18 protein-coding genes are annotated in these 15,342 nt (G+C 68.0%); 1 reads left to right on the top strand and 17 read right to left on the bottom strand.

Translation table 11 applies throughout. From position 1 onward, the window contains the following. Positions 1-94 precede the first annotated feature (94 nt). From UAA55_RS23450 to UAA55_RS23420, 7 genes are all read right to left on the bottom strand, one after another. Positions 95-877 (bottom strand): MerR family transcriptional regulator, encoded by a 783-nt coding sequence (locus UAA55_RS23450; RefSeq protein WP_322955786.1) that lies wholly within the window; start codon positions 875-877, stop codon positions 95-97. A gap of 3 nt (positions 878-880) precedes the next feature. Continuing rightward, the gene (locus UAA55_RS23445; protein WP_322916528.1) at positions 881-1,192 is read right to left on the bottom strand and encodes an integration host factor subunit alpha; all 312 of its coding nucleotides are present in this window, start codon (positions 1,190-1,192) and stop codon (positions 881-883) included. 266 nt (positions 1,193-1,458) lie between these two features. Continuing rightward, the gene (locus UAA55_RS23440; RefSeq protein WP_322955784.1) at positions 1,459-2,433 is read right to left on the bottom strand and encodes a beta-ketoacyl-ACP synthase III; all 975 of its coding nucleotides are present in this window, start codon (positions 2,431-2,433) and stop codon (positions 1,459-1,461) included. A 29-nt stretch (positions 2,434-2,462) separates the two neighbouring features. Then, positions 2,463-3,533: a phosphate acyltransferase PlsX gene (plsX, locus tag UAA55_RS23435; RefSeq protein WP_322955782.1), complete on the bottom strand. Its 1,071-nt coding sequence runs from the start codon at positions 3,531-3,533 to the stop codon at positions 2,463-2,465. A gap of 37 nt (positions 3,534-3,570) precedes the next feature. Further along, a complete protein-coding gene (gene rpmF, locus UAA55_RS23430) occupies positions 3,571-3,762 on the bottom strand; it encodes a 50S ribosomal protein L32 (RefSeq protein ID WP_145730284.1) in 192 nt (63 codons plus the stop codon). A gap of 238 nt (positions 3,763-4,000) precedes the next feature. Next, a complete protein-coding gene (locus tag UAA55_RS23425; protein ID WP_322955781.1) occupies positions 4,001-4,666 on the bottom strand; it encodes a YceD family protein in 666 nt (221 codons plus the stop codon). Between the two features lie 30 nt (positions 4,667-4,696). Beyond that, on the bottom strand, positions 4,697-5,257 hold the full coding sequence (locus UAA55_RS23420; RefSeq protein WP_322955780.1) for a ubiquinol-cytochrome C chaperone family protein: 561 nt from the start codon (positions 5,255-5,257) through the stop codon (positions 4,697-4,699). A 247-nt stretch (positions 5,258-5,504) separates the two neighbouring features. Here UAA55_RS23420 and UAA55_RS23415 point away from each other — a divergent pair, with 247 nt between their 5' ends. Further along, entirely contained in the window at positions 5,505-5,990 is a 486-nt protein-coding gene (locus UAA55_RS23415) for an outer membrane protein assembly factor BamE (protein WP_322955779.1), read from the top strand. 91 nt (positions 5,991-6,081) lie between these two features. On the opposite strand, the gene UAA55_RS23410 is transcribed toward UAA55_RS23415, so the two are convergent. The 10 genes from UAA55_RS23410 to nrdR form a co-directional block, all read right to left on the bottom strand. After that, positions 6,082-8,205 (bottom strand): sodium-translocating pyrophosphatase, encoded by a 2,124-nt coding sequence (locus UAA55_RS23410; RefSeq protein WP_322955778.1) that lies wholly within the window; start codon positions 8,203-8,205, stop codon positions 6,082-6,084. Positions 8,206-8,339: 134 nt separating this feature from the next. Further along, positions 8,340-8,828 carry a GNAT family N-acetyltransferase gene (locus UAA55_RS23405; RefSeq protein WP_322955776.1) on the bottom strand — a complete coding sequence of 163 codons (489 nt, stop codon included), beginning with the start codon at positions 8,826-8,828 and terminating at the stop codon, positions 8,340-8,342. 2 nt (positions 8,829-8,830) lie between these two features. Next, on the bottom strand, positions 8,831-9,283 hold the full coding sequence (locus UAA55_RS23400) for a flagellar basal body-associated FliL family protein (RefSeq protein WP_322955774.1): 453 nt from the start codon (positions 9,281-9,283) through the stop codon (positions 8,831-8,833). Positions 9,284-9,442: 159 nt separating this feature from the next. Continuing rightward, the gene (gene thiL / locus UAA55_RS23395; protein WP_322955772.1) at positions 9,443-10,534 is read right to left on the bottom strand and encodes a thiamine-phosphate kinase; all 1,092 of its coding nucleotides are present in this window, start codon (positions 10,532-10,534) and stop codon (positions 9,443-9,445) included. Between the two features lie 22 nt (positions 10,535-10,556). After that, entirely contained in the window at positions 10,557-11,114 is a 558-nt protein-coding gene (nusB, locus tag UAA55_RS23390; RefSeq protein WP_322955770.1) for a transcription antitermination factor NusB, read from the bottom strand. A 273-nt stretch (positions 11,115-11,387) separates the two neighbouring features. Beyond that, positions 11,388-11,852, bottom strand: coding sequence for a 6,7-dimethyl-8-ribityllumazine synthase (gene ribH, locus UAA55_RS23385; RefSeq protein WP_322955768.1), 465 nt, complete (start codon positions 11,850-11,852; stop codon positions 11,388-11,390). Positions 11,853-11,863: 11 nt separating this feature from the next. After that, entirely contained in the window at positions 11,864-13,000 is a 1,137-nt protein-coding gene (ribB, locus tag UAA55_RS23380) for a 3,4-dihydroxy-2-butanone-4-phosphate synthase (RefSeq protein ID WP_322955767.1), read from the bottom strand. Then, on the bottom strand, positions 12,997-13,584 hold the full coding sequence (locus UAA55_RS23375) for a riboflavin synthase (RefSeq protein WP_322955765.1): 588 nt from the start codon (positions 13,582-13,584) through the stop codon (positions 12,997-12,999). Before UAA55_RS23375 ends, ribB begins: the two co-directional genes overlap by 4 nt. Before the next feature lie 77 nt (positions 13,585-13,661). Further along, positions 13,662-14,786, bottom strand: a complete 1,125-nt coding sequence (ribD, locus tag UAA55_RS23370; protein ID WP_322955764.1) for a bifunctional diaminohydroxyphosphoribosylaminopyrimidine deaminase/5-amino-6-(5-phosphoribosylamino)uracil reductase RibD — start codon at positions 14,784-14,786, stop codon at positions 13,662-13,664. Between the two features lie 83 nt (positions 14,787-14,869). Then, positions 14,870-15,331: a transcriptional regulator NrdR gene (nrdR, locus tag UAA55_RS23365; RefSeq protein ID WP_145609427.1), complete on the bottom strand. Its 462-nt coding sequence runs from the start codon at positions 15,329-15,331 to the stop codon at positions 14,870-14,872. Positions 15,332-15,342: the final 11 nt, after the last annotated feature.

The raw sequence follows: 15,342 nt of genomic DNA, 5'->3' as shown, positions 1-15,342 counted from the left end.
TTCGCGCCGGCCGACCCATGGAGGCCGAGCCGGCCGTAGTGGGCGTCATCAGGCGACGCGGGTGCCGCACGAGCCATTCGGGATGGCGTGGCGCTCACAACACGCGACGCAGCAGGTCGCGAATCTCTTCCAGATCGGCCAGCACCTGACCCAAGGCTTCGCGCTTGGGTGCCGACAGGCCCTTCTCCGCCTTTTCCGCGGGGACGCGGCGGGGCTCATGGGTACGGGCGGCCACAGGTTCCGCCACGGGTGGCGGCGTGCGCGACCATTCCGGGTCCGCCTCCGGATCGTGGTCGAACAGGCCAATGATGCGCAGCTTCTCTTCCGGCTGCGCACGCGGTGCCGGCGGAGGCTGCGGCGCCGGCTCGACCCAGCTTTCGTCCACCCCTTCGGCCGCGGCCTCATCGGCGCCGGTGGGGTCGGGGATGGCAGGCAGGCTACGGCCGCCACCGGTGCGCAGCAGCCGCTGCACGCCCTTGATGGTGTAGCCTTCCTTGTAGAGCAGCACCTGGATGCGGCGCAGCAGTTCCACGTCGTCCGGACGATAGTAGCGCCGCCCGCCGCCCCGCTTCAGGGGGCGGATGTGCGGAAACTTGGTTTCCCAGAAGCGCAGCACATGCTGCGGCACGTCCAGTTCCGCCGAGACCTCGCTGATGGTGCGGAAGGCCGTAGGTGACTTGGCGCCCGCGCGACCCCGTTCGGCCGCCGGCGCCTCGCCCTCCAACTCATCGGCTTCCAGGGCGCCGCCCGACCCCTCGGTCTCGTCCCCGTCGGCGGCCGTCATCTCGGGCGAGACGACATCGTCACCGATCTCGGGACCGTCAGCCGACAGGTCCTCAGCCGGGATCCGGGATTCGGGCGCGGGCGTGCCGGACATGGCTTAATGCCCGTCGGCCGACAGGACTTCGTTGATGCGGTTCTTCAGCACATGGCTGGCGCGGAACACCAGGACGCGGCGGGGCAGGATCGGCACTTCCTCACCCGTCTTGGGGTTGCGGCCGATACGCTCGCCCTTGGACCGGACGGAGAAGCTGCCGAAGGAGGAAATCTTGACCATTTCCCCCCGCCCCAAGGCGGAGGCGATCTCATCCAGCACGCTTTCCACCAGATCGGCGGACTCATTCCGCGACAGCCCCACCTCTTGGTAGACGGCTTCGCTCAACTGAGCGCGCGTGACGGTGTGATCTCCCATGGGTGCCCTCCCTCAACCAGTGGCCCCTTCGCCAACTGCGGGAACGGTAATGCCAGCTGGGAAAGCCGTCAATTCCAAAGGTTTGCCAAAGTCTTGTCAGATTCGGCTAGACCATCCGGCAGGACGAAACGGCTGCTGCAAAGCACCTAAGAATGGTGCGGCGCGAAAGCGGGGCGGCCGTCGCCGCAACGACAAGGGAGCGTCCCGGAGAAAGACCCCCCTGAATACACTGGTATGCGGCGAATACGCCGGCAAGCGGATTTGCTTTAGAAGCGCACCAGCGCCGCGCCCCAGGTGAAGCCGCCGCCCATGGCCTCCAGCAGGACCAGTTCATCCCGCTTGATGCGACCATCGGCCACGGCCTCGCACAGCGCCAGGGGAATGGACGCGGCGGAGGTGTTGCCGTGGTGGTCCACGGTCATCACCACCTGGGCGGGGTCCATCTTCAGCTTGCGGCCGGTGTTTTCGATGATGCGGCGGTTGGCCTGGTGCGGCACCAGCCAATTGAGGTCGGCGGGCGCCAGGCCGTTGGCCTCCAGCGCCTCCCCCACCACTTCGGCCAGGTTCACCACGGCGTGCTTGAACACCTCTTGCCCCGCCATGCGCACGTGGCCCACGGTCTGGGTGGAGGATGGGCCGCCGTCGACATACAGCAGGTCGTGGTGGCGACCGTCCGAATGCAGGTGGGTGGAAAGGATGCCACGGTCGGCGGCCGTGCCCTCGCCTTCCTCGGCGCGCAGCACCACCGCGCCGGCACCATCGCCGAACAGCACGCAGGTGGTGCGGTCGGTCCAGTCCAGGATGCGGGAGAAGGTCTCGGCCCCGATCACCAGCACGGTGCGGGCCTGGCCGGCCTTGATGAAATTGTCGGCCACCGACAGGGCGTAGATGAAGCCGGAGCAGACGGCCTGCACATCGAAGGCGGCGCCCCGGGTCATGCCCAGGGCGGCCTGCACCTTGGCGGCCGTGGCGGGGAAGGTCTGGTCGGGCGTGGCGGTGGCCAGGACGATCAAGTCCAGCTCATCCACCGAAACGTTGCCGTGCGCCAGGGCCGCCTTGGCGGCGGCGAGGGCCAGGTCGGAGGTCTTCTCGCCCTCCGCCGCGATGTGGCGGCTGCGGATGCCGGTGCGCTGGGTGATCCACTCGTCCGAGGTGTCGACCATCTTGGCGAGGTCGTCGTTGGTCACGACGCGGGCCGGCAAGTATGACCCGCAGCCCACGATCACGGAGCGCATTACCATCGTTCAACCAGCCGTCTGGGGAGGGGCCGTCACTGGGCGACGACCTGGGGATCGGAACCGGAAGCGGCGGCCGCCGCCTGCAGGCTTTCCTGCAGCAAGGCCAGCTCCTTGCGGATTTTCTCGTTGAAACCGTGCTGGACCAGATCCACCGCCACGCAGATGGCGTTGGCGAAGCCCAGCCCATCGGTGCCGCCGTGGCTTTTCACGCACACGCCCTGGAGGCCCAGGAACATGCCGCCGTTGTAGCGACGCGGATCCATGCGCTGGCGCAGCTTGCTGAAGGCGCCGCGGGCCAGCAGGTAGCCCAACTTGGCCAGCAGCGATGATTGGAAGGTGCCGCGCAGGTATTCACCGAACATCTTGCCGGTGCCTTCGGCGGTCTTCAGCGCGATGTTGCCGGTGAAGCCGTCGGTCACCACCACGTCCACCGTGCCGGCGGCGATGTCGGTGCCCTCCACGAAACCGTGGAAGTTGCGCGCCAGCGGCGTGGCCCGAAGGGCGGCGGCGGCGTCGCGGATGGCCTCATGGCCCTTCTGCTCTTCCGAACCCACGTTCAGCAGGCCGATGGTGGGCTCCAGCAGGCCCAGCACCGTCTGGGCGAACACGGTGCCCAGCACCGCGAACTGCACCAGGTTGTCGGCGTCGCATTCCAGGTTGGCGCCCAGATCCAGCATCACGCAGTCGCCCCGCATGGTGGGCAGCATGGACGCGATGGCCGGCCGGTCGATCCCCGGCAGGGTCTTCAGCACGAACTTGGCCATGGCCATCAGCGCGCCCGTGTTGCCGGCGGAGACGACGCTGGCCGCCTCCCCCGACGCCACGGCATCGATGGCCAGGCGCATGCTGGACCCGCGCCCAGCACGAAGGGCCACGGACGGCTTGGCGTCCATGGCCACAACGTCGGCTGTATGGCGGACCTGGGAAATCGCCTTCAGTGCCGGCCGGGCGTCGAGCAGCGCGTTGATGCGCCGCTCGTCACCGACGAACAGGAAGTCGACATTGGGGCAGCGTACGCGCGCGATATCGGCGCCGTCCACCACCATGTCCGGGGCATGGTCGCCGCCCATCGCGTCCAGGGCGATTTGCAGGCGTGTGCTCACCGGACAGCGACCTCCTCAAGCACCGGGGCGAACCGGATCAGGCGGCAGCGGCAGCAGTGTCGACGACGACCTCACGGCCGTCGTAGTGGCCGCAGGAGCCACAGACATGGTGCGGGCGGGTCAGCTCACCGCAGTTGCTGCACTCATGGTGCGCACCGGCGCTGATGGCGTGGTGCGAACGGCGCATGTTGCGGCGAGACTGGGAGGTCTTTTTCTTAGGAACGGCCATGATCGTCTACTCTCTACTCGATTAAGACGACCACTCGCGTGCCGTCTTGCTAACCATCGTCAGGCCCCATGCTTTAGCGAAACCGTCACCCTTTTCCCACCCCCAATTTGCTGGGGACGGGCCTGCGGAAAACGATGTGGGGCCAAACGACAACGAACCCGGCCCAATCCTGGACCGGATCAAACAGGGCGCCTTAAGTACTCGAAATCCCCGGCAAGGGCAAGCGCCAAAGACCAAATTAGGGCTTGAGGCGCAGCTTCGCAAGGGCGGCAAAGGGATTCGGCTTCTCCTCACCGGCGGGTTCCCGGGAAGCATCCGCCCCCCCGGCCGGCGACTCCGCCCCGTCCCCGCCCTCGAAATCAGGCCCGGCCATATCCGGCGGCGGCTCGTTGGGCGCGTCGGGGAATTCGCCCTCGCCCTCCCAGTCTTCGACATGGACGAAACGCTCGGCATCGGCCTTGCGGGGATAGGGGTCAAGGGCCAGCGACAGGTGCTGGGCCACCAGCTCGCCGATGTCGATACGGCCGTTCTCGATGGGCTCGGGCGGATCGGCCTCGTCGTCCAGGCCCAGGTTCTCCAGATCCTCCTCGTCCTTGGGCACCAGGTGGGCCGAGGCGAACAGGGCCTGGAAGGTGTCGCGCACGCGGGCCGGCAACGGCTCCAACGTCACCACGCAGCTCTGCACCACCTCGGCCTCCAGTTCGCCGGTGACGCGCACCATTTGGCCGCCGCGGATACGGCGCAGGCGCACCAGGGCCGTCAGGCTGTCCAGCGACACGAGATCCAGGCGTCGGGCCAGGGCGGCCCGCTCCGCCGGGCCCGCCGTTATCTTCTCCACGCTCTCGCGGGCGGAGACCTTGTCGGCCATGACGGGACGGGAAAATTCGGGGGTCATGTCAGCCATGACGCGCAACTCCACACACTGGAATAAAGATCAAAGGATTGGGGGAGCGGCGAAGCCGGGTCCACGGGTCAGGATGTCATCCACAGGCATGGCGCCCAGGCGGTCGGCGCAGACGCGGATATAGGCGGCCGTGGCCGCCACCTCCGGCCCGTCCGGCAGGGTGGAGCCGAACAGGTTACGGTCCAGCGCCGCCTCCAGTTTCCCCGCCTCGGCCTTCAGGCCCGATTCGTAGGCGTCGGCCCGGCCGTAGAAGTGCGTGCCCAGGTCCTTGACCTTCTTGCCCACCACCATCTCGCTGGCGCCCAGTTCACGCAGGCTGAAATCCAGATCGGTGAACATATGGTCGAACAGGGCCTGGTTGAGGGACGCCAGATCCGGCCCCTCGGCCGCCAGGCGGCGCATCACCAGCCAGGCGTGCAGGGTCACCACCTCGAAGCGGCCTTCCACCGTATCGGGCACGCCGCGCCCCTCGCCCGCAGCGGCCGCGTAGAAGCCGGGCTGGCGCGCCTGGTCGACGATGCCGGCGTACAGGCGCAACACCGCCGCCTGGTGGCGGTTACGGCTGAATAGGGACTTCAGCAAGGCGATCACGGCGCGTAACCCGGCTTTCGTTGACAGGACAAAGCGGCTGGTGCGATTGTCACCGGCCAGATGGGGGGTGGTCGTCCACCGGTCAAGCGCGACGAGGGACGCCGCGCCGGACGGGGATGGCCTGGAACCCGGGCCGGTTGGTCCTCAATCTCCGGATTATCGCATCCCCCGCGACGGACGGGCGGTGCCTCAATCGTGGAACGGGGCCGACCCGCGATCAACGTTCTTGGGATTAACGTCTTAGACCATGCCGAACAAGACCCTTAAGTTGCTGTCTCCCGCTGGCCTGATTGGCGTGGGCCTGCTCGGGATCGGGCTGACGGCCTGCACCCCCACGGTGAACAACCGCGGCAATCTGGTGGAAGACCGCCGCCTGGCCGACGTCCATCCGGGGACCAGCACCAAGGAAGACGTGCAGAAGGCGCTGGGTTCGCCCAGCACCACCAGCACGCTGGACGCCAACGTCTGGTACTACATCGGCGCCATCACCGAGAACGAAGCCTTCTTCGATCCCGACATCGTGCAGCAGCGGGTGCTGCAGGTCAGCTTCAACGACCAGGGCGTGGTCAGCGCCGTCGGCGACCTGGATCTGGCCCAGCAGCAGGACATCAGCCCCGAGGGTCGCGAGACCCCGACGGCCGGCCATGAGGTCACCTTCCTGGAGCAGTTGATGGGCAACCTCAACCGCGAGAAGAAGAAGGATGACAAGAAGAAGAAGAAGGGCGGCGACTAGGGCGTCCCGCGCTTCGGCCTTCACGGCATGAGGAAAACCCCGACGTGATGGTCACGCCGGGGTTTTTTGTTGCGGACTTGGGAAACGCGCGTCAGCCGTGGGCCAGGATGGCCAGCAGCAGCAGCGCCACGATGTTGGTGATCTTGATCATGGGGTTCACGGCGGGGCCGGCCGTGTCCTTGTAGGGGTCGCCCACGGTGTCGCCGGTCACGGCCGCCTTGTGCGCGTCGGAGCCCTTGCCGCCGTGGTGGCCCTCCTCGATGTACTTCTTGGCGTTGTCCCAGGCGCCGCCGCCCGACGTCATGGAGATGGCGACGAACAGCCCGGTGACGATGACGCCCAGCAGCATGGCGCCCACCGCCGAGAACGCCGCGCCCTTGCCGGCGATGGCGTTGATGACGAAGTACAGCACCACCGGCGCCAGCACCGGCAGCAGCGAGGGGATGATCATCTCCTTGATGGCGGCGCGGGTCAGCAGATCCACCGCCTGGCCGTAGTCCGGCTTGGACGTGCCGGCCATGATGCCGGTGTTCTCGCGGAACTGGCGGCGCACCTCCTCCACCACCGAGCCGGCGGCGCGGCCCACCGCCGTCATGCCCATGGCGCCGAACAGGAAGGGCAGCAGCCCGCCCAGGATCAGGCCCACGACGACGAAGGGGTTGTCCAGGCCGAAGTCCAGCTTCCCCGACAGGTCGGCGAAGTAGGGGTAGTCGGTCGGGTTGGCCATGAAATAGTGCAGGTCTTCGTTATAGGCGGCGAACAGCACCAGGGCGCCCAGGCCGGCGGAGCCGATGGCATAGCCCTTGGTCACCGCCTTGGTGGTGTTGCCCACGGCGTCCAGCGCGTCGGTGGTCACCCGCACGTCGCCGGGCAGGTCCGCCATCTCCGCGATGCCGCCGCCGTTGTCGGTGACGGGGCCATAGGCGTCCAGCGCCACGATCATGCCGGCCAGCGCCAGCATGCTGGTGACGGCGATGGCGATGCCCATCAGGCCCGCCATCAGGTGCGTCACCAGGATGGCGGCGCAGATGACGATGGCCGGCAGGGCCGTCGACTCCATGGAAATGGCCAGGCCCTGGATGACGTTGGTGCCGTGGCCGGTGGTGGAGCTTTGCGCCACCGACTTCACCGGGCGGTAGTTGGTGCCGGTGTAGTATTCGGTGATCCAGACGATCAGCGCCGTGACAATCAAGCCCACCACGGCGCAGCAGTACAGCGTCTGGCCGGTGAAGTCCTTGCCGTTGACGGAGAAGGCTGTCTGCAGGTGGTCCGGCAGCACCCAGTAGGTGACGGCCCAGATGCCGGCCAGGGACAGCACGCCGGTGGCGATCAGGCCCTTGTACAGCGCCCCCATGATGTTGCCGCTGGGCCCCAGCCGCACGAAGTAGGTGCCGATGATGGAGGTGATGATGCAGACGCCGCCGATGGCCAGCGGGTAAAGCATCAGGGGCGCCAGCAGGTCGGTCCCGGCGAAGAAGATGGAGGCCAGCACCATGGTCGCCACCGTGGTGACGGCGTAGGTCTCGAACAGGTCGGCGGCCATGCCGGCGCAGTCGCCCACGTTGTCGCCCACGTTGTCGGCGATGACGGCGGGGTTGCGGGGGTCATCCTCGGGAATGCCGGCCTCGACCTTGCCCACCAGGTCGGCGCCCACATCCGCCCCCTTGGTGAAGATGCCGCCGCCCAGGCGCGCGAAGATGGAGATGAGCGAGGCGCCGAAGCCCAGCGCCACCAGGGCGTCGACCAGCGGCCGCCCCGTGATCCCCAGTTGGGAAAGCAGTCCGAAATAGCCGGAGACGCCCAGGAGCGCCAGGCCCGCGACCAGCATGCCGGTGACGGCGCCGGAGCGGAAGGCGATGGACAGGCCCGCCGCCAGGCCATGGCGCGACGCCTCCGCCGTACGCACGTTGGCGCGGACGGAAACGTTCATGCCGATGTAGCCCGCCGCCGCCGAGAGCACGGCGCCCAGGACGAAGCCCAAGGCCACGTACCATTTCAGGGTGACGTACAGCAGGATGGCGATGACGACGCCGACCACGGCGATGGTGCGGTATTGCCGGTTGAGGTACGCCCCCGCCCCCTCTTGGATGGCCGCGGCGATTTCCAGCATGCGGGCGTTGCCCGGGCTGGCGGAAAGAACGGACCTGGCGGTGAAAAGACCATAGAGCACGGCCAAGGCGCCGCACCCCCACACGAAGGGAAGCACTCCTGTCATGTCGTTTCCTTTTCCCAGACTGGTTTCCCAGGGCCGGCGCCGCCCCAATTCTGCACGCTGGATGTCGGTCGCCGTTTCAGTCCTGAAAAAGTGACATGGAAACAGGGCCTAAGCAATCGCCCGAAGGGGCCGGCCTAAAGGGAGAGAAAGTAAAACCGGGTGTCGACCGCCATGCGGGGAAAGGATGGGGGTAACTCATCCGGGGTAATCAGCGAAAAACCGCTTTTTTCATAAAAGCGATGGGCCGCCAAGAACTTAGCGGTTGTGCCCAAATACACGGCCTGAAGGCCCTGATCCCTGGCATGTGCCAGCAAAACCGTCAGCAGGCCGGTGGCCAGCCGATGCGGCGCGCCCCGGTGGCTGGCCGCCACGAACATCTTGCGCAAGGCGCCCGCCCCCTGGCCGATGTCCTTCAGCGAAATGCTGCCGACGACGCGATCCCCGTCCACCGCCACCCAGAATTCCCCGGCGCCCTGTTGGTAAAAGCCTGGAATGTCGCGCAGATCCGGCTGTTCGGCATAGGTGATGGGGATGTCGAACTCCTGCCGCTGGATGGGGACGATGAGATCGGCGATGCCCAACTCGTCACCGGGACGATAGGGACGGATGATCACGTCCGCCATCGTCAATAAGCCGGGTGCTGGTTGACGGCCTGGATCAGCACGTCGTCGACCACGCCCTCGCCCATCACCTTGGGCGTGGCCTCGATCAGCCAGCGGCGCACCGCCACCACGTCGATGACCTGGCCGGCCTTGATCTGCTGCTGGCCCAGCTTGCCGTACAGCGTCTCAATATAGGCGTTCTGCAGGATATAGCGCCGTTCCTTGACCTTATCCTTGGCCTCGTCGCTGGCTACCTGGATCTGCACCTGCAACAGCAGGTTCTGCTCGATCTGCTTGTCGCCCATGACGGGCAGGACGAAGGGGCCGATGTCCACGAACTGCGGTGGGCCCGCAGGCTTCTTTTTCTCCTCCTCCACCTTGGGCTGGCCGTCCTTGTGGACCAGGAAGATGTAGCCGCCCACGCCGGCACCGATCAGGGCCAGCAGCGCCACCAGCAGGAAAAGGATTTTCTTCATCGACCAGCATCCAGGGGGCAAGCATCCAGGGGAAATAACGCGAAGGGGCGGAGTTCCCACCCTTGGGCGCCCATCCTGACGCCAGGGCGTTAAAAAACCGTGCCCGGCCAAGGGCAAGGCTCCCCGAAGGGCTCCTTCAATTGGCACAATAGACCAGGATCAGAAGTGCTGCCAGCCGGCGGCGCGGGGGGTGACGTCCCGGCCCATGGCGTCCACCAGGCGGGCGGGCCCGGTGCCGTCGGTGAAGCCGCCGCCGGCCGCCAGCGGGCGCAGGCTGCCGATCTCGGTGACGGTCAGCTTGGCCTTGGCCGCCGCCGCCATGACGGCGCCGCGCTTGGCCGGCGGAACGGTGAACACCACCTCGTAATCCTCACCACCCGTGGCCAGGTCGGCGAGGGTGCAGGCATGCTCCGCCACCATGCGGCGGGCGGATGGCGACAGGGGGATGCGCTCGGCCTCCACCACCGCCACCAAGCCGCTCTCGCGCACGATGTGACCCAGGTCGGCCAGCAGGCCGTCGGAAACGTCCGCCGACGCGGTGGCGCCGGCGCGCAGCACCGGGCCCACGCCCAGGCGTGGCCGCGGACGATAGAAACGGTCCAGCAGGAACTGCCGGTCGTCCTCCGGCACCGGCCCCTTGCGCTGGCGGATCAGCGCCAGGCCCAGGGCGGCGTCGCCAATGGTGCCGGTGACGAAGACCAGGTCGCCGGGCCCGGCGCCGACGCGGCGGATGGCCGTGCCGGCGTCGATCAGGCCCAGGGCGCTGATGGCCAGGGTGATGGGGCCGTCGGTGACGGTGCTGTCCCCGCCCAGCAGATGGATGCCGAATTCCGCCTGGTCGGCGGCCAGGCCGCTGGCGAATCCGGCCAGCCAATCCTCGCCCAGGGTGCGGGGCAGGCTGGTGACCAAGCTGTAGGCCAAGGGATCGGCCCCCTTGGCCGCCAGGTCGGACAGGTTGGTGCGCAGCAGCTTACCGGCCACCAAGCCGGGCGCGTCGTCGGGGAAGAAGTGGACGCCGGCCACCATGGCGTCGGTGGTCACCACCACTTCCTTGCCCAGGGGCACGGTGACGTAGGCGGCGTCATCGCGCAGGCCCTGCGCGCCGGGGAAGCCCTGGGCCAGCGGACGGAAATACCGGGCTATGCGGTCGAATTCCCCCAGCGGCTGGTCGGCGGCCTTGTCCGGCTTCATGGCGGCGACAAGGGCCGGCGCGCAGGGATCGGAACCCGTATCCACCATCCGCTGGGTCAACCTTTCCAGGTGAAAGCGGGCCTCAGCCCTGGGCGCCCTCATTGCCGCCGGCGCGGGACGCCAGTTCATCCGGGCGGACGATGCGGGCGACCTTGTCCAGAACGCCGTTGATCATGCCGGGTTCCCGGCCGGCGAAGAAGCCGTGGGCCACGTCGATGTAATCGTTGATGACGATGCGGGCGGCCGTGTCGCCGCCGGCCAGCAGCTCCCACGCGCCGGCGCGCAGGATGGCGCGCAGCAGCAGTTCCAGCCGGTCCAGGTGCTGGCGGTCCAACGCCTGGCTCAGCACCGGGTCGATCTCATGCTGACGCGAGGTGGCGCCGCGCACGATGGCGGCGAACAGTTCCCCATCCGCCGAGACGTAGCGGTCGCCGTCCAGTTCCTGGCCCAGGCGGAAATTGGCGTACTCGGTGATGATCACCTCGGGCGAGCTTTCCGTCAGCTCGATCTGGTACAGCGCCTGCACGGCGTTCAGGCGGGCGGCGCTGCGCCGCGCCTTCGCGGAACCGGCGCGCTTGGGCGTGGGAAGCTTCACTTCCGGCGTGGGCGTGGGGATGGTGACCTTTTTGCGGGGAGCCATGATGTCGGGAACGCTTTTCGCCAGGAAGGAAGGGGGATTTGGAAAGTAGGGAAAGATGAGGCAGCCGGGCCCGCCGGCCAACCGAAAAATCATCCGGCATAGCCGGCCTGCCCGTAAAGCGGCCGCCAAAACGCAACAGACGCCACCGGCAGGCTGCACCCATTTAGGCCGCGACCGCGGCCGCCGGAGCTTTCCGGGCAGCGCAGCGGACTGGAAAAGCGAGGATGAGGCAAGGCCCCGGACGGGGCCGCCCGCCGCCAGAGGGCGCACGAACTAACGCGTATTAAGCCTGAACTGGCGCTTCAGCCCGATCATGTCCAGGCAGGCGCGGGCCGCCTCCCCGCCTCGGTTTTTCTGCGCCACGGACGCGCGGGCCCAGGCCTGCTCGCGATTCTCCACCGTCAGCACGCCGTAGCCCAGCGCCAGGGTGTGGCGCAACACCAGATCGTTCAGCCCCCGGGCGCATTCGGCGGCGACGGTGTCGTAGTGCGTGGTCTCGCCCCGGATGAGGCAGCCCAGCGCCACATAGCCGTCGAAGCGGCGGCGGCCGGAGTAGAAGTCCATGGACTTCACGGAATACTGCAAGGCCGCCGGCAGCTCGAACGCGCCCGGCACCTGGAAATGCTCATACGTCGCGCCGGCCCGGGTGATCTCGGCCACGGCCCCGCGCACCAGTTCCTCGCCGATGTCCTCGTGGAACCGGGCCTCGACGATCATGATGTGGGGGGCTTCGGCCAAGGACCGGCTCCTCAGGCGACCGGCGGGCGCGGGGGGATGGCGCGCTGGCTGAGGATGGTCAGGCCGTAGCCGTCGAGTCCCACCAGCGTCTTGGGGTTGTTGGTCAGCAGGTGCAGTTCCTTGACTCCCAGGTCCAGCAGGATCTGCGCGCCCACGCCATAGTCGCGCAACTGGCCGCCGTCCGGCGAGCCGGCGCCGTCCAGGGTGCGCAGACGGTCCAGCAGCGAGAAGGGCTGCGCGTCGCGGATGACGACGATGACGCCCCGGCCCTCGCGCGCCACGGTGGACATGGCGATGTCCAGGTCGCCGGCGCCCTGGCGCCGCACGTCGCCCAGCAGGTCGTGCACCACCTCCAGCGCGTGCATGCGGGCCAGCACCGGCCGGCCGTCGGCGACATCGCCCATGACCAGGGCCAGATGCTCCGCCCCGGTGATGCGGTTCTTGTAGACGTGCACGGTGAAGTGGCCGCCATGGCGGCTTTCGATGGCGGTGGTGTAGGTGCGCTCCACCAGCGTCTCGGTGCGGCGGCGATAGGCGATCAGGTCGGCGATGGTGCCGATCTTCAGGCCATGCTCGGCGGCGAAGGGCAGCAGGTCCGGCAGGCGGGCCATGGTGCCGTCGTCCTTCATGATCTCGCAGATCACGCCGGCCGGCAGCTTGCCCGCCAGACGGGCGAAGTCCACCGCCGCCTCGGTGTGGCCGGCGCGGACCAGCACGCCGCCGTCACGCGCCACCAGCGGAAAGATGTGGCCGGGGGACGCGATGTCCTGCGGGCCGCTGTTGGGGTCGATGGCGACCGCGATGGTACGGGCGCGGTCGGGGGCGGAAATGCCGGTGGTCACCCCTTCCCGCGCCTCGATGGACACGGTGAAGGCCGTCTGGTGGCGGGACGCGTTGTCCCGCGACATCAGCGGCAGGTTCAGGCGATTGATCTGGGCCCGGTCCATGGAGAGGCAGATCAGGCCGCGGCCGTGCCGGGCCATGAAGTTCACGGCCGCCGCGTCGCAGCATTCCGCCGGGATGACCAGGTCGCCCTCGTTCTCGCGGTCCTCGTCATCCACCAGGATGAACATGCGGCCGGCGCGGGCCTCCTCGATCAGTTCCTCAGGCGTGGACAGGGCCACGGAGACCGGGGTGTTGCTCATCATTTCGTTTCCGCGAGACGGGCGACGTAGCGCGCCAGCATGTCGACCTCCAGGTTGACCACGCCGCCAGCCTTCAGGTGCTGGAAGGTGGTCTTCTCCTGGGTGTGGGGGATGATGTTGATGCCGAAGCGTGTACCCTCGACCGAATTCACGGTCAGCGACACGCCGTCCAGCGCGACGGAACCCTTGGCGGCGATGAAGCGGGCCAAGTGTGGTGGCGCGTCGAACCACCAGCGCTGGCTGTCGCCGTCCGGCAGCACGTCGACGATGTCGATGACGCCGTCGACATGGCCGTAGACCAGATGGCCGCCCAGCTCATCGCCCAGGCGCAAGGAGCGCTCCAGGTTCACGGGCGTGCCGGCCTGCCAGCGGCCGGTGGTGGTCTTGGAATGGGTTTCGGCGGACACGTCCACCTTGAACCAGCCGGGACCTTTCTCGACCACCGTGAGGCACACGCCGTTGCAGGCGATGGAGGCGCCGATGGCGACCGTCTCCAGGTCGAACCCGGTGGCGATGGTGAAACGGGTATCGCCACGCCGTTCAACAGCGGTGACCTGCCCGACATCCGTGATGAGTCCGGTAAACATGGGCGACAAACTAGGCCGGGGCGGTGCGGCTGGCGAGCACAAAATTGCCGCGTTTCCCGCGCGAAACCGCAAACCGGTCACCCGATGCGGCGATAGCTCTCGGCCTGGTCATCGCCGGCCGGACGCATGTCCACGAGACTGAAGCGCGGCGCGGCGTCCAGCTGCTCAAGACCGAAGCCCTGGGCCGCCGCCAGGCCGTCGCCGCCGATGACCTTGGCCGCGCGGTACCATTCCAGGCGGTCCACCAGATCTTCCTTGAAGAGGGAGGCAGCCAGCTGCGCGCCGCCCTCCACCAGCACCCGGGTCAGGCCGCGCCCTCCCAGCGCCGCCAGCACCTCGGCCAACGGCATGACGCCGTCGGCGTCCGCCGGGATCTCGATGATCTCCACCCCGCACTCCTGATACGCGCGGCGCCGGGTGGCGTCGCCGCCGGCCAGGGTGGCCACCCACACCGGTACGCGGCGGGCGTCGCATACCAGGCGGCTGGTCAGCGGCAGGCGCAGGCGGCGGTCCACCACGACGCGGATGGGGGAGCGATCCTCCAGCCCCGGCAGGCGGCAGGTCAGTTCCGGATCGTCCGCCAGGGCCGTGCCGATGCCCACCATAATGGCGTCGTGGATGGCCCGCAGGCCGTGACCCCAGGAGCGGGCGACCGGGCCGGTGATCCACTGGCTCTCATGCGCCTTGGTGGCGATACGGCCGTCCAGCGTGGTGGCCAGTTTCAGGGTCACCATGGGGCGGCCCTCGGTGACGCGGCGCAGGAAGCCCTCCGTCACCAGCCGCGCCTCTTCCTCCAGCAAGCCGACATCCACGGTGATACCGGCGTCGCGCAGGCGGGCGATGCCCCGGCCGGAAACGCGGGGGTCCGGATCGCCGATGGCGACGACGACGCGCTTGATGCCGGCGGCCACCAGCGCGTCGGCGCAGGGCGGCGTCTTGCCGACGTGGCTGCAGGGTTCCAAGGTGACGTAGGCCGTGGCGCCCTCGGCGGTGGCACCCGCCTGGGCCAGGGCCACGGTCTCGGCATGCGGTCGCCCGCCGGGCTGGGTCCAGCCCCGGCCCACCACGCGACCGTCATTGACGATGACGCAGCCCACCGCCGGGTTGGGCCAGCAGCGCCCCAGCCCGCGCGCGGCGAGCGCCAGGGCCGCGCGCATGTGCGCGACGTCGTCGGCGGTGAATTGAGTGTGGGTCATGGACATGGGATGCGGCCCTTCCTATGCCCCTTAGGATGGGCCGTCAGGCGGGACCGATTCAAGCCCCGCCTGATATGGCCATGAAGTCCTCAGACTTCCGGTTCGGTCTTAAGATGGCCGACGAACTCATTGAAATCGGCCACTTCACGGAAGTCCTTGTAGACCGAGGCATAGCGGATGTAGGCGATCTGGTCCAACTGGGCCAGCGTATCCATCACCATGCTGCCGATCTGCTTGGACGGAATTTCCGTCTCGCCGGACGATTCCAGCTGGCGAACGATGGAGTTCACCACCCGGTCGATGCGGTCGGCATCCACCGGCCGCTTGCGCAGGGCGACCCGCATCGACCGCAGGACCTTCTCGCGATCGAAGGGTTCGCGCTGCCCGGTCGCCTTCACCACGGTCAACTCGCGCAGCTGCACGCGCTCGAACGTCGTGAACCGCGCGCCGCAGGAGGGGCAGAAGCGGCGGCGGCGGATGGCGGAGTTATCCTCGGTGGGCCGAGAATCCTTCACCTGGGTGTCGTCGTTACCACAAAACGGGCAGCGCATTACTCCTGTTC

This window comes from Nitrospirillum guanabarense, assembly GCF_034653355.1.
Lineage (GTDB): Bacteria > Pseudomonadota > Alphaproteobacteria > Azospirillales > Azospirillaceae > Nitrospirillum.
The sequence above is the reverse complement of the archived record's forward strand: the minus strand, read 5'-3'. Positions and strand labels throughout refer to the sequence as shown.